Source organism: Mammaliicoccus sp. P-M58, assembly GCF_022386165.1.
GTDB classification, from domain to species: domain Bacteria; phylum Bacillota; class Bacilli; order Staphylococcales; family Staphylococcaceae; genus Mammaliicoccus; species Mammaliicoccus sciuri.
This window is the reverse complement of the sequence record NZ_JAJNJI010000004.1, coordinates 204,245-218,588: the sequence shown is the minus strand read 5'-3', so window position 1 is coordinate 218,588 and position 14,344 is coordinate 204,245. Positions and strand designations below refer to the sequence as shown.

Sequence of the window (14,344 nt, the reverse complement as noted above, 5' to 3'; positions counted from 1 at the left end):
TTATTAGTAATTCAATTTTACTTCGATTACTCAAAAATTTCTATCAAATCAATGTAAGCGACTGTAGATTAATTTTCTCTGTCGCTTTTTATATTGATTTACGTTATAATTATACGATGAGTTTTTAAAAAGGAGCGATAAATATGGCTGTAAAACCACTTGTTACGGTACCAAATCCAATGTTAAATAGAGAAGTTAAAGATGTTGTGACTTTTGATGAGTCTATAAAAGCATTAATTGCTGATTTAGAGGATACAATGTTTGAAAATGATGGGGTGGGTATAGCTGCACCTCAAATTGGCGTTGATCTTAAAGTTGCGATTGTTGATATGGAGCAAGAAGGTATTTTGCAGCTGATCAATCCAACGATTGTTTCTCAATCTGAAGAAACTGAAGCTGATGTAGAAGGTTGTCTCAGTGTACCAGGTGTCTTTGGAGAAGTGAACAGAAGTAAGATGATTGTTGTGAAAAGTAATGATTTAAATGGTAATGAAGTTGAACTAACAGCTTATGATGATATTGCACGCATTATTTTACATGAAGTGGATCATTTATATGGTGAGTTATTCACGGATAAGATGACTAGAGAAATTAGCGAAGAAGAACTAGAGGAGATGTATAAGGATGAGTAAAATTGTATTTATGGGTACACCAGATTTTTCTACAGGCATTCTGGAAATGCTAATCGAAGAACATGAAGTGATTGCAGTTGTTACTCAACCTGATCGTCCAGTAGGTAGAAAAAAAGTACTGACACCACCTCCAGTTAAAAAAGTAGCAGTCAAACACAATATTCCAGTATATCAACCAGAAAAATTAAATCATTCACCAGAATTAGAAGAAATTATTAATTTACAACCTGATTTAATCGTAACTGCAGCATTTGGACAGCTATTACCAAAATCATTGTTAGATGCGCCAAAATATAAAGCAGTCAATGTACATGCTTCATTGCTACCTAAATATCGCGGTGGTGCTCCGATTCATTATGCAGTTATGAATGGTGAGAAGAAGACTGGCGTAACAATTATGTATATGGCAGAAAAATTAGATGCAGGTAATATTATTAGCCAAGATGAAATCGACATTAAAGAGAACGACACAGTAGGAGATGTTCATGATCAACTAGCAGTACTCGGTACAGCATTATTGAAACGAACTTTACCTACTATTTTTAATGGAACAAATGATAGCATTCCTCAAGATGAATCTCTAGTAAGTTTCGCTTCTAATATTTCAAGAGAAGATGAAAGAATTGATTGGACACAAGATGCTGAATCAATTCATAACCATATTAGAGGGCTATCACCTTGGCCAGTTGCTTATACAACGATGAATGATAAAAATATGAAATTGTGGCGCAGTGAAATTGTAAGAAATGTTAAAGGTAATCCAGGAGAAATTGTTGAAACAACTAAATCAGCTATTATAGTAGCAACAGGTAGTGAAGATGGTGTTGCTTTAACTGAAATACAATTAGCAGGTAAAAAACGTGTGCAAACACGAGATTATTTAAGCGGATTACAATCAAAAATTGATGGGACTAAATTAATATGATGAAAAACAATGTAAGAAACGTTGCATTAACGATTCTAGATGATGTACTGACAGGTGAAGCATATAGTAATCTACAACTTAATGAAGCGATAAAAAACGAAGCCGTATCTAAAAAAGATGTTGGATTATTAACGGAACTTGTATATGGTACTTTACAAAGAAAAATCACTTTAGAATATTTAATTGAGCCTTTTATTAAGACGAAGTTAAAAGGTTGGATGAAACGTCTATTAATCATGAGTGCATATCAATATGTATATTTAGATAAAGTTCCAAATCACGCGATTATCAATGAAGCTGTTAATATTGCTAAAGTACGCGGTGATTTACACAATAGTAAAGCAATCAATGCGATTCTTAGAAATTTCATGTCTACACCATTAAGAACATTAGATGAAATCAAACATGATGATAAGAAACTTTCAATTGAAGGTAGTGTACCTTTATGGTTAACAAAACATTGGATTACACATTTTGGATATGAAAAGACGAGAGAAATGTGTTTACTCAGTTTAACACCGCCAGATACAACAGTAAGAGTGAATACAACACGCATATCTGTTGAAGATGCAGTTGAAAGATTACAAAGTAATGGTTATACTGTCGAAATAGATAAAGACATAGAAAGATGTTTACATGTTAAAGGTGAAGCTATTGTAAATGATAGATTATTTAAAGATGGTTTATTATCTGTACAAGATAAGAGTTCAATGTTTGTAGCAGAAATTTTGAATCCGAAACCGAATAGTACAGTGTTAGATACATGTAGTGCACCAGGTGGTAAGACTTGTCATATCGCTGAAATCATGAATCAAACTGGTCATGTTGATGCATTTGACATTTACCCACATAAAATAGATTTAATTGATTTTAATATCAAAAAATTAAGACTTAAAAATGTAACAGCAGCTGTACATGATGCCACTCAGCCTTTTGATCAAACATATGACTACATCCTTGTAGATGCACCGTGTAGTGGATTTGGTGTCATGAGAAGAAAGCCTGAAATTAAGTATGACAAGACGTCAAAGGATGTTGAATCATTATGGCACTTACAATTAGAAATCCTTGAAAATGCGAGTAAATCTCTCGCACCTAATGGAGAACTTGTGTACTCAACTTGTACAATCGAACAAATGGAAAATGAAAATGTTGTTTATTCATTCTTAAAAGCAAATCCAGAATTTGAATTCGCGCCATTTATAGATCCAAGAACAAATCAAGAAACTAAAACATTACAGCTACTACCTCAAGATTATAATTCAGATGGTTTCTTTATTACTAAAATTAAGAGAAAGGAAAGTTAATATGCCAGCGATACAGAAAAAACGCAATAAATTTATGCCAAACTTCGAAAGACCTTCAATATATTCATTACAATTAGGAGAATTAGAAGATTGGTTGATCGATCAATCAGAACCAAAGTTTAGAGCTAAACAAATTTTTGATTGGTTATATGTTAAAAGAGTAGACGCTTTTAGCGAAATGACAAATCTTTCAAAAGAATTGAGAGAAAAACTTGTACAATCATTTGAAATTACAACGTTAGAAGTAGCTGTTAAACAAGAAAGTAAAGATGGAACAATCAAGTTTCTTTTTGAATTACAAGATGGATACACGATTGAAACAGTATTAATGAGACATGAATATGGGAATTCAGTTTGTGTGACAACTCAAGTAGGTTGTCGTATAGGTTGTACGTTCTGTGCCTCATCAATCGGTGGTTTGAAACGTAACCTTGAAGCGGGTGAAATTGTTGCACAAGTATTAACAGTTCAAAAAGCTTTAGATGCTACGGATGAGCGTGTCAGTCAAGTCGTTATTATGGGTATTGGTGAACCATTTGAGAACTATGATGAAATGATGGGATTCTTAAAAATCATTAATCATGATAAAGGTTTAAACATCGGTGCACGTCATATTACAGTTTCTACATCAGGTATCATCCCTAAAATTTACGATTTTGCTGATGAATCCCTACAAATAAACTTTGCATTAAGTTTACATGCAGCTGATAATGAAACACGTTCAAGATTGATGCCTATAAACAGAGCTTATGATTTAGATAAATTAATGGAAGCTATTGAATACTATGTCAATAAAACGAATAGAAGAATCACATTTGAATATGGTTTATTCGGAGGCGTGAATGACCAAGTTCATCATGCAAAAGCATTGGCAAAATTAATTAAACATTTAAACTGTCACGTGAACTTAATTCCAGTTAACCACGTACCAGAACGTGATTATGTAAAAACATCAAAAGAAGATATCTTTAAATTTGAAAAAGAATTAAAAAGAAACGGGATAAATGCTACAATAAGACGTAATCAAGGTGCAGATATTGATGCTGCATGTGGACAACTAAGAGCAAAAGAGCGAAAAGAAGAAACGAGGTAACAAATCATGGAAGCACGGTTTTTTACAGATGTCGGTCAATTTCGAGAACAAAATGAAGATGCAGGTGGTATCTATACAAATCAAACAGGTCAAGTTTTATTAGTGATTTGTGATGGTATGGGTGGACATGCTGCTGGTGAAGTTGCAAGTCAATTTGTGAATGATTCACTTAAAGATAGATTCGAAGATGAAAATTATATTGAATATGATCATGCTGAAGATTGGTTGCAATCTAACTTAGCTGATATAAACAGACAATTATATAACGAGTCTATGAACAATGAGATGTATAGAGGCATGGGTACAACTTGTGTTTGTGCTCTAGTCTATGAAAAAGATATCGTTGTAGCTAATATAGGTGATTCACGTGCTTATTTGATGAACAGTCGTGAAATGATGCAATTAACAAATGATCATACATTTGTTAATCATCTTGTTACGATTGGAGAAATTACGAAAGAGGAGGCTTTCACGCATCCTCAAAGAAACATTATTACAAAAGTTATGGGAACAGATAAACGCGTTAACCCAGATATTTTTTACTACAATACAAAATTTTATGATTATTTGCTTTTAAATTCAGATGGTTTAACAGATTATTTACATGAAGGTGACGTTCAACAAATTGTGATGTCTCATAAAGGTACGGTTGATGATATTGGAGAAACACTTATCGAAGAAACAATTGAAGTCGAAGGTAAAGATAATATCTCGTTAATATTATATCCATTTGAAGGTGGAAAAATATGATAGGTCGCATAATCGCCGGTCGCTATGAATTTGTGAAGTATCTTGGTGGCGGTGGTATGAGTAACGTCTATTTAGCGAAAGATAAGATCTTGAACCGTGATGTAGCAGTGAAAGTAATCAACATACCGCCTTATGAAAAAGAAAAAGCAGTTGAACGTTTCGAACGAGAAGTTCAAAATACGACGATTTTAAGTCATAGTAACGTTGTGAATGTACTTGATGTAGAAGAAGATGATAATTGTTATTACCTTGTTATGGAATATATAGAAGGCCCAACATTAAAGGAATATCTATGTAAAGAAGGTAAGTTATCTGCAGATGAAGCGGTTGAAATGACTCTTCAAATCTTAAAAGGTATTGCACATGCACACCATCATCGAATTATTCATCGAGATATTAAACCGCAAAATATTCTCATGACTAAAAATGGGACGTTAAAAATATTAGACTTTGGTATCGCAAGGGCATTAAGTGAAACAGCTCTAACAGAAACGAATCATGTTATGGGATCTGTTCAATATTTATCGCCTGAACAAGCTAAAGGTCAATCAACAGATGAATCATCAGATATTTATTCTATTGGTATTGTATTGTATGAATTATTAACAGGACACCCACCATTTAATGGGGAAACGCCTGTGAGTGTTGCCATTAAACATATTCAAGAAGAGTTGCCATCTATTAGAAAAGAACGACCATCTATACCTCAAAGTATAGAAAATGTCATTATGAAAGCAACGCGTAAAGAAAAGTCACAAAGGTACCGTGATACAAATGAAATGTATTATGACCTTTTAACAGCATTGGATGATGAACGTAAAGATGAATTACCTAGGTATGATTCTGATTCAGATACTAAAACAATGCCCGTTATAAAAGCTGATGAAGAAGAAAGTGATACAAAGACTGTTCCAATTGCAACGACGCAACAAAATGCTAATGCACAACAACAAAATATGGAAACAAATAAACCTAAACGCAAGCGTAATAAATGGTTAATCGTTTTTGTACCCATTTTACTATTATGTATGTTAGTAGGTGCAATCGGTTTTGCCTTAACGGCACCTAAATACGTAGATGTGCCTAACTTATTAGGTAAATCACGTGGTGAAGCCTTAGCTTTAATAGATGAAAAAGGTTTAAGTAAAGGTAAAATAACAGAAGCCTATAGTAATAGCTTTAAAGAAGGTGAAGTTATGAAAGTAACACCTAAAGTTGGTAGTAAAGTTAAAGAAATGACTAAAGTTGATTTAGTGATATCTCAAGGTGTTAAGACGTTTACCGTAGAAGATTATGTTGGAAAATCAGCAGACAAAACGAAAAAGCAATTAGAAAAACAAGGCTTTGAATCTGTCCGTATAAAAGAACAGTATGATAAAGCGGAGAATGGCACAGTGATTAATCAAAATATCGAACCAGGTTCTAAAGTTGTACCTAAAGATACGATGATTATTTTGACAAAATCAATCGGCGTAAAACAAGAATACGTTAAAGATTATACAGGTGAAGAAATCAGTAAAGCAACTTCTGAACTTGAAGCGCTTGGATTTAAAGTAGAACAATCTGAAGTTGAAAGTGATGAACCAGCAGATACAATCGTTAAACAATCATTTAAAGATGGACAATTGCCAGTCGAATCAACGATTTATTTTGATGTATCTAAAGGTGAAGATAAAGACTCTAACTCAGATAACTCAGATAAATCAGATGATAAAGATAAAAAAGATGACAGTGATGATAACGCAAGAGATAAAACATATACACAATCCGTTTATATACCATTTACAGGTTCTGATAGTAAAAAAGGTCAGAAAGTAGAGATCTTTGTTAAAGATAAATCAAATGATATCAAAAAAGTTGCAGATTCCTTTACGATTAAAAAAGATACAACAAGAAGCATTAATTTCACGATTCCAAAAGGCGAATCAGCTGAATATCGCGTTGAAGTAGATGGTAAAGAGGTTGAAAGTAACACAATTGATTACGATGATTTCTAAATATATGAAAAGTATATAGCTATTTGAGGGACTGAAACATTAAACAGTGTTTCAGTCTCTATTTTTATACACTATTGATTTAATGTTTAGTTCTTAGTAAAATTTAGAAAATGAGTCTGGGGTGAAAAATATGCTTCCTTATGTGTCTTTATATGAATATGTATATCGTCAAACAGAACATGCTATTGTAGATGCTAATCAAAATCACGCTATTTATGAAGAGTATAAAAATATTGTGACCTCATCTCATCTGTCTGATCAAGTCTTTATAGAAGTTATGAATAATTTCTTTTATGATATAGGCTTGTTGAGTACATCTATTAAGGCATTGAAAATTCCTGACAAACAAGTTGGAATTAAGGTAAGATCTACTAAAGATGCTTTAGTTGTTACGAAAGTGCTGGATGATATACGCTTTGTTGTTGGTGATGAAATTACACAGTTATCAGGGGATTCTATTGAATATTGTAGAATGAGATATCATCGTTTATTAAAAGATGAACCATACCATAGAGAAGAATGGGGACATATTTTAACTTTCCAAAATGAAGTAGAAGTAAAAAGAGCGAATCAAACTTATCACTTTGAATTGAGACATTATCCGGTGAGTACAGAACATACGATTGATGTGACGGTTAAGGATGATGTACCAATATTAGAATTTAACGGTGATATTCGTTTTGAACAAGCTGTTGAAGCGTTATACAAATTATCCAAAATTCAAGAATCATCTAAAAAAGTCATTTTTGATTTTAGAAATGCACAATTTAAAAATTTGAGTATTGCAGAGTTTCTTATCCCTTATTTTTACGAGATTGGTAATCAAGAAACAATATTAACGAGAGATACATATGTAAAGGTTGAGCGAGAGCGTCATAAGTCATTATTTAAGCAAAAATTAGAACGTTTGTATAAAGCATGCAGTGAAATGAATGAACAAGCTTTTTATCAAAATATTTTAGATCAACCTGTTGGTGATTGGAAATTCTTTGATGATGATAAAATTGATTTTATCGGATTAAGTCGATTTGAAGAAATTATGATCTTGATTGATAAAGATACATCTTATGCAGCTGAATGGCTCGTTTATAAAGTAGCAAAATCGGGAATAGTCAATCTTGTCGGAAGACCAACGAATGGAAATTTAGCATTTTTTAATATTGTTGATGAAATTATTGATCAACGATTTATACTCAGTTTTCCAGTTGAAAATCTAAATCAATCGATTCAAGATGATGTCGTTTATCCAGATACGCTAATTGAGTGGTCAAAAAGACATGCATTAGTTGACAAAGATATAAAATTTTCAATTGATAATAGTAGTTGATTGATTATTTTCACAGAAAATGAAATAATATGTAAGTATATGAAATTTACAAAAATTCTAGGGGGCATTAACTTTATGGGTAAGCAAATACCAAAAGATAGAGGTCTAGACAGTACATTTAAAGTTTTGAAAGAAGGCTATAAATATGTACCAAATAGACTAGAGAAATTTGATACAAATATTTTTGAATTAAGAGCATTAGGCGGAAGAAGAACAGTTGTAATTAGCGGTAAAGAAGCAGCAGAGCTTTTTTATAATAACGATTTAATTGAAAGACAAGGTACGTTACCTAAACGTGTTGTTAATACTTTATTCGGTAAAGGCGCTATACATACTACTGGTGGTAAAAAACACATAGACCGTAAAGCTCTATTTATGTCATTAATGACTGAAGAAAACTTAGAATATTTGAGAGAACTTACACGTAGTACTTGGTTCATGAATACTGAACGTATGGAAAGAATGGACGAAGTTAACGTTTATAAAGAATCTATTATCTTATTGACTAAAGTTGGATTTAGATGGGCAGGCGTTATCGCTTCTCCTGAAGAAATTGAAAGCTGCGCACAAGATATGGATACAATGATTGATTCATTTAAAAATATCGGTACTGCATTCAAAGGATATAGAGAAGCTAAAAAAGCAAGAGATAGAGTGGAAACATTCCTAGAAAATCAAATTATTGCAGTACGTGAAGGTAAATTAACACCTCCACAAGGTACAGCATTACATGAATTTAGTCATTGGGAAGATTTTGAAGGTAATTTAATGGATTCTAGATTGTGTGCGATCGATTTAATGAACGTTGTGCGTCCTCTAGTCGCAATTAACCGTTTTATTAGTTTCGGTGTGAAAGCATTACATGATTATCCAGGAGAAGCAGAAAAAGTCTTCAATAATGAAAATGACTATGCTTATAAATTTGTACAAGAAGTTAGAAGATTCTATCCATTCGTACCTTATTTACCAGGTAAAGCAGCAGTAGATATCGAATTTGATGGTTATACGATTGAGAAAGATACTTTCTTAGTATTAGATATTTACGGAACATTGCATAGAGACGGCTTATGGGAGAATCCAGAAAGATTCTATCCAAACCGCTTCAGCGATTGGGACGGAAGTCCATTTGATTTAATTCCTCAAGGTGGTGGCGATTATTATACAAACCACCGTTGCGCAGGTGAATGGATGACAATTATCATCATGGAAGAATCTATGAAATACTTCGCTAGAAACATTTCATATGATGTTAAAAAAGATCAAGATTTATCTGTTAATTTAAATAAATTACCAGGTCGTGTCGTAAGTGGTACAATCATTGAAAATGTTAATGCATTAGTAAACCGTAACGTAGAATCAGTTTAATCATTAAATGATTCATCATAATAATATTATTCAGGCTGGGACATAATCTAATGTCTCAGTCTCTTTTAGTATCTTGGCAGTAGATGACTGAATTGAAATGCACTTGTACCAAGCTTTTTTAACTCTAGTCATCCTTGCTCGGGCGGGACTACGAAATCTTTTTTTACAAATTAGATTTCTGTCCCGCTCCCCTGAATTCATGTATATATGAAAATTTTCAAAGATATTTGGTATCATAGGTAAAGAGGTGATGACATGGTAACTTGTTTAGTTGTAGATGATGATAAATTTATCTTAAATGATTTGAAGCGAGAAATTGAACATGAACATATAAGTGTTATAACAAGTCTCAGCGGTGAAGAAGCTTTAGAAGTTGTAGAACATAAATATATTGATATTGCTGTTGTAGATATTATGATGCCTGGTATGGACGGTTTTGAATTGTGTCAAATACTTAAGGATAGTTTTGATATTCCAGTTATCATGTTAACTGCAAGAGATGAGTTGAGTGATAAAGAAAATGCATTTCTAGCTGGAACAGATGATTATGTAACAAAACCATTTGAAATTAAAGAGTTAATATTTAGAATAAAAGCTGTTCTACGAAGATTTAAGATTAATTCTTCCAATGAACTTCAAATAGGTAATACACATATTAATAGTGTAGATATGGAAATAACCATTAATCAGAAAACAATGCTTTTACCAAAGAAAGAATTTGCATTACTAGATTATTTAATGCGTAACAAAGATAAAGTATTGCAACGAGACAAAATTATTGAAGTTGTATGGGGTATTGATTTCGAAGGAGACGAACGAACGCTAGATGTACACATTAAACGTATTAGAAAGCGATTAGAGAAGTTAGAGAGCGATGTCTTGATTAAAACCGTTAGAGGCGTTGGTTACAAGGCGGTGCTTGCACATGAGGTTTAAGTCTTTAGCGCAACGAATAACGATTTATACAATAGTTGTGATGCTCGTAAGTGCTATTTTAGGTTTCATTCTTACAAATATTTATTATCATATAGATTTAAAAGAAAAAAATGACCACAAAGTGTTTAATACTTTAAAAGATGTTCAAGATTATATTGATCATGATAATGAAATGTCGTTGGATAATTATTTAAATCACTTAAGCGAGCTACATTATCAAGCTGTATTGTATAATGATAAGTTGAAACCGACTTATTATGGTGATAACTTCAGAAAATATAATTTAGACAACCAAGCTGTTGAAGATGTATTAGACGGTAAAACGTATCATGGTATTAAAAATAGACCGTTTAATATTTTTATTACAGGATTCTTTGATAATGAAACGAGAAACACTGTCGGAATAAAGATTCAACATCAAGGTGCTGAGTATGCGTTATTCTTGAGACCTAGTGTGGGTTCCATGTTAGGCGAATTTAGAATATTTTTAGCGATATTGCTTGTATTGCTTGTCGTAATTTCATTAGTACTCGTTCTCTTCTCAAGTTATTCATTAGCAAACCCAATTAGAAGACTTATGAAGACAACTGAATCATTACGTAAAGGTGATTTTGATGTCGCGATTAAAGTAACACGTGACGATGAAATAGGTATATTACAACATCGATTTATTAAGATGAGAGATGAACTTAAACAACTAGAAATGATGAGACAATCCTTTGTTCAAAATGTATCTCATGAAATTAAATCTCCGCTTCAATCTATTTTAAGTTTATTAAGAGAACTTGAACATGAACAAGATGAAAATAAAAGAACACAAATTATAGAAGATATATATGCTAGGGCTTATCGTTTGAGTAATTTAACGAAACAATTATTGTTGTTATCTGAGTTAGATAATAGTGAGCATTTATCATTTAATGAAACAGTACATGTTCAAAAAGTCATTAAAGAAGTCGTTCAAAATCTGAATTTCTTATTAGAAGACAATGAAATCTCAGTTCTATTTGATATGGATGATTTAACTATTAAAGGTAATCATAAATTACTTTATCAAGCACTTTATAATATATTAAACAATGCTATTAAATACTCACCAGAACATAGTATGATACAAATTGATCTAAAAGAACAAAATGAATTTGTACAAGTTTCGATTAATGATGAAGGTTATGGTATGACTGAGAAACAGCTGAAACATATTAAAGATCGATTTTATAAAGGTGACCAATCTCATAATGTACATGTTGATAGTAACGGTCTAGGGTTATCGATTGTTGATTCAATTGTTGAACATCATGATGCTCAAATCTTCTTCGAAAGTGAAGTCGATAAAGGGACGGAAGTAACGATTTTGTTTAAGCAACATAAATAATTGATTATTTAAGCAATATGATTTGGTATAATTAAAAATAAAATGAGGTAGGTGTTATATTGAAAACTGGTCGTATTATTAAATCAATAAGTGGAGATTATTCAGTACAAGCTGACGATGGTATATATATAACGAGAGCTCGTGGATTATTCAGAAAGAAGAAGACATCTCCAGTTGTTGGAGATATCGTTGATTTTCAAGTTGAAAATGAAACGGGTGGCTATATTCAACATATTCATGAACGTGAGAATCTATTATTAAGACCACCTGTTTCAAATATTCATAAAGTTATCGTCGTGATGAGCGCATCTGAGCCAGCATTTAGTCAACAATTATTAGATAGATTTCTCGTAGTCGTTCATTCATACAATATTACACCAATAATATGTGTAACTAAAAAAGATCTCGCTGCTGATGATGAAATTCAACAAATTCAAGATAAATTAGCACAATATCATTCAATTGGATATGAAACATTATTTATAGGTGAAGATGATGATGTATCAAATGCGATTAAACCTTTAATTGATGGTATCATCGTGTTAAGTGGACAATCTGGTGTTGGTAAATCCACGATTATGAATAGATTGTTCGACGATTTGAATTTAGAAACGAATAAAATCTCAAAAGCGCTTAATCGTGGTAAACATACGACAAGACATGTTGAGTTGTATGAGTTAGATGGTGGTTATTTAGCAGACACACCAGGATTTAGTGCATTAGACTTTTCACACATTGAAAAGGAAGAACTTGCAGATTTGTTCCCAGAATTTGAAGCTATTAAATCACAGTGTAAATTTAGAAATTGTACGCACATTAACGAACCTAAATGTGCAGTTAAAGAACTAATTCAAGATAATCATTTTTATCAGTTGAGATATAAGCACTATTTGACATTATTCGAAGAAATTCAAAATAGAAAGGTAAGATATTAATGGTAAAAATAGCACCTTCACTTTTAGCTTGTGATTTTGCAGAATTAAAACAAGAAGTAACACGCGTTAAGGAATCTCGCGCAGACATTTTACATTTTGATGTAATGGATGGTCAGTTTGTACCAAATATATCGATTGGATTACCTATTTTAGAATCATTAAGAAAAGTAACAGATATGACGATTGATACACATTTAATGATCGAGAACCCAGAACAAATGATTGATGCATTTTGTGAAGCGGGTAGTGACATGGTATCTGTTCATTTCGAGGCGACACCACATATTCATAGAGCGATACAACAAATCAAAGCGCATGATAAATTAGCAGGTGTTGTTATCAATCCTGGAACGCCTGTAGAATCATTATCGCAAATTTTAGGAGACGTGGACTTCGTTCTAATTATGACTGTGAATCCAGGATTTGGTGGTCAAAGCTTCATAGAATCTACGTTAAATAAAATTACTTGGTTAGACGAATATAGAAATGAACATAACTTAAACTTTGAAATTGAAGTTGATGGTGGTGTTAATGAAGAAACTGGTGCGTTATGTAAAGCACAAGGAGCAGACATATTAGTTGCGGGATCTTATTACTTCAAACATGAAGACTACAAAGAACCTGTACACAAATTAAAGGGTGATTAATCGTGAAAGTAAATCTATTATGTAGTATGCGTCATATCAATGAACATATACTTCAAGATGAAAAGTACATTGATTGGATAGGTGTAGATAGAGGCACAATTGAATTAATTAAACATGATATTAAGCCTGTTGCTGCTATAGGAGATTTTGATTCTGTATCAGATGAAGAGTATCAACAAATCATTGAACATATCGATATTGATCCGGTTAAGAAAGAAAAGGATGATACCGATCTTGCATTAGCGGTTAACTTAGCAGTTGAACTCGGATATGAAGAAATTAGAATATATGGGGCAACTGGTGGTAGGTTAGATCATTTTATGGGTGCTGTTCAAATATTAACGAAACCAGAATTTCTGGAAGATAATATTCAAATCACGCTCGTAGATGTGCAGAATGAAATTACAGTATTAAAAGCAGGAAATCATCGGATTTCACAAGTAGAAGGCATGAAATATGTGTCGTTTATTCCGTTAAGTACGAATATTAGAATAAAATTAGAAGAATTTAAATATGATTTACCATTTACAACATTAGCACAAGGCTCAACATTAACCATTAGTAATGAATTTAAAGCGGGTCATGAACACCCATCAGTGACAGTTGAACTTGGTAATATATTGATGGTACAAAGTAAAGATAAATAAAAAAAGAGAACCTTCCACACAAAGGTTCTCTTTATTATATGTGACTTATATTCATTAAACGCGTGTAACTTTACCTGATTTAAGCGCACGAGCTGAAACCCATACACGTTTAGGTTTACCGTCAACTAAGATTCTAACTTTTTGTAAATTAGCGTTCCAACGACGTTTGTTAGCATTTAATGCGTGAGAACGGTGGTTACCAGTTCTAGCTTTACGACCTGTTACGAAACATTCTTTAGCCATAAATATCCTCCTTTAATGAAATATAAATACACATTTATTTACGTTTACACACCTTAATAATATAACACGCACTTATGATTTATTCAACGGATTTTTTGCAAATTAGCGAAAAAATAATAACAAATTTCGCAAAAAGTATTTTAAAGTTCAATTTATTTGTTATAA

The 14,344-nt window shown here is 32.3% G+C and carries 14 protein-coding genes; 13 read left to right on the top strand and 1 reads right to left on the bottom strand.

All coding sequences use genetic code 11. The features are described from left to right. Window positions 1–143: 143 nt before the first annotated feature. From def to LQ694_RS06185, 13 genes are all read left to right on the top strand, one after another. Window positions 144–632 carry a peptide deformylase gene (def, locus tag LQ694_RS06245; protein ID WP_058612515.1) on the top strand — a complete coding sequence of 163 codons (489 nt, stop codon included), beginning with the start codon at window positions 144–146 and terminating at the stop codon, window positions 630–632. Further along, entirely contained in the window at window positions 625–1,557 is a 933-nt protein-coding gene (gene fmt, locus LQ694_RS06240; RefSeq protein WP_058612516.1) for a methionyl-tRNA formyltransferase, read from the top strand. Before def ends, fmt begins: the two co-directional genes overlap by 8 nt. Beyond that, a complete protein-coding gene (gene rsmB, locus LQ694_RS06235) occupies window positions 1,554–2,864 on the top strand; it encodes a 16S rRNA (cytosine(967)-C(5))-methyltransferase RsmB (protein ID WP_218696623.1) in 1,311 nt (436 codons plus the stop codon). The genes fmt and rsmB overlap by 4 nt, the downstream gene beginning before the upstream one ends. 1 nt (window position 2,865) lies before the next feature. Beyond that, window positions 2,866–3,957 (top strand): dual-specificity RNA methyltransferase RlmN, encoded by a 1,092-nt coding sequence (gene rlmN, locus LQ694_RS06230; RefSeq protein ID WP_049319422.1) that lies wholly within the window; start codon window positions 2,866–2,868, stop codon window positions 3,955–3,957. Between the two features lie 3 nt (window positions 3,958–3,960). Beyond that, the gene (locus LQ694_RS06225; RefSeq protein WP_058612517.1) at window positions 3,961–4,707 is read left to right on the top strand and encodes a Stp1/IreP family PP2C-type Ser/Thr phosphatase; all 747 of its coding nucleotides are present in this window, start codon (window positions 3,961–3,963) and stop codon (window positions 4,705–4,707) included. After that, complete coding sequence (pknB, locus tag LQ694_RS06220; RefSeq protein ID WP_196968199.1) at window positions 4,704–6,704, top strand: Stk1 family PASTA domain-containing Ser/Thr kinase; 2,001 nt, start codon at window positions 4,704–4,706, stop codon at window positions 6,702–6,704. Before LQ694_RS06225 ends, pknB begins: the two co-directional genes overlap by 4 nt. A gap of 130 nt (window positions 6,705–6,834) precedes the next feature. Next, complete coding sequence (locus tag LQ694_RS06215) at window positions 6,835–8,031, top strand: hypothetical protein (RefSeq protein WP_096791334.1); 1,197 nt, start codon at window positions 6,835–6,837, stop codon at window positions 8,029–8,031. A gap of 75 nt (window positions 8,032–8,106) precedes the next feature. Beyond that, entirely contained in the window at window positions 8,107–9,396 is a 1,290-nt protein-coding gene (locus tag LQ694_RS06210; protein ID WP_058612520.1) for a cytochrome P450, read from the top strand. 255 nt (window positions 9,397–9,651) lie between these two features. Continuing rightward, on the top strand, window positions 9,652–10,332 hold the full coding sequence (locus LQ694_RS06205; RefSeq protein WP_218696621.1) for a response regulator transcription factor: 681 nt from the start codon (window positions 9,652–9,654) through the stop codon (window positions 10,330–10,332). Then, complete coding sequence (locus tag LQ694_RS06200) at window positions 10,322–11,707, top strand: sensor histidine kinase (RefSeq protein WP_218696620.1); 1,386 nt, start codon at window positions 10,322–10,324, stop codon at window positions 11,705–11,707. Before LQ694_RS06205 ends, LQ694_RS06200 begins: the two co-directional genes overlap by 11 nt. Window positions 11,708–11,766: 59 nt before the next feature. Then, window positions 11,767–12,642 (top strand): ribosome small subunit-dependent GTPase A, encoded by an 876-nt coding sequence (gene rsgA, locus LQ694_RS06195; RefSeq protein ID WP_218696619.1) that lies wholly within the window; start codon window positions 11,767–11,769, stop codon window positions 12,640–12,642. Further along, window positions 12,642–13,289 carry a ribulose-phosphate 3-epimerase gene (gene rpe, locus LQ694_RS06190; RefSeq protein WP_231493039.1) on the top strand — a complete coding sequence of 216 codons (648 nt, stop codon included), beginning with the start codon at window positions 12,642–12,644 and terminating at the stop codon, window positions 13,287–13,289. Before rsgA ends, rpe begins: the two co-directional genes overlap by 1 nt. Window positions 13,290–13,291: 2 nt before the next feature. Further along, the gene (locus LQ694_RS06185; protein WP_218696617.1) at window positions 13,292–13,936 is read left to right on the top strand and encodes a thiamine diphosphokinase; all 645 of its coding nucleotides are present in this window, start codon (window positions 13,292–13,294) and stop codon (window positions 13,934–13,936) included. A 54-nt stretch (window positions 13,937–13,990) separates the two neighbouring features. Here LQ694_RS06185 and rpmB read toward each other — a convergent pair whose 3' ends face one another. Continuing rightward, window positions 13,991–14,179, bottom strand: a complete 189-nt coding sequence (rpmB, locus tag LQ694_RS06180) for a 50S ribosomal protein L28 (protein WP_017000124.1) — start codon at window positions 14,177–14,179, stop codon at window positions 13,991–13,993. Window positions 14,180–14,344 lie beyond the last annotated feature (165 nt).

What these genes read in the sequence shown, in the direction of transcription:
- LQ694_RS06205 (WP_218696621.1), top strand. Translation starts at nt 9,652, where the DNA reads ATGGTAACTTGTTTAGTTGTAGATGATGATAAATTTATCTTAAATGAT.
- rlmN (WP_049319422.1), top strand. Translation starts at nt 2,866, where the DNA reads ATGCCAGCGATACAGAAAAAACGCAATAAATTTATGCCAAACTTCGAA.
- LQ694_RS06210 (WP_058612520.1), top strand. Translation starts at nt 8,107, where the DNA reads ATGGGTAAGCAAATACCAAAAGATAGAGGTCTAGACAGTACATTTAAA.
- pknB (WP_196968199.1), top strand. Translation starts at nt 4,704, where the DNA reads ATGATAGGTCGCATAATCGCCGGTCGCTATGAATTTGTGAAGTATCTT.
- rpe (WP_231493039.1), top strand. Translation starts at nt 12,642, where the DNA reads ATGGTAAAAATAGCACCTTCACTTTTAGCTTGTGATTTTGCAGAATTA.
- fmt (WP_058612516.1), top strand. Translation starts at nt 625, where the DNA reads ATGAGTAAAATTGTATTTATGGGTACACCAGATTTTTCTACAGGCATT.
- rsmB (WP_218696623.1), top strand. Translation starts at nt 1,554, where the DNA reads ATGATGAAAAACAATGTAAGAAACGTTGCATTAACGATTCTAGATGAT.
- rpmB (WP_017000124.1), bottom strand. Translation starts at nt 14,179, where the DNA reads ATGGCTAAAGAATGTTTCGTAACAGGTCGTAAAGCTAGAACTGGTAAC.
- LQ694_RS06200 (WP_218696620.1), top strand. Translation starts at nt 10,322, where the DNA reads ATGAGGTTTAAGTCTTTAGCGCAACGAATAACGATTTATACAATAGTT.
- LQ694_RS06215 (WP_096791334.1), top strand. Translation starts at nt 6,835, where the DNA reads ATGCTTCCTTATGTGTCTTTATATGAATATGTATATCGTCAAACAGAA.
- def (WP_058612515.1), top strand. Translation starts at nt 144, where the DNA reads ATGGCTGTAAAACCACTTGTTACGGTACCAAATCCAATGTTAAATAGA.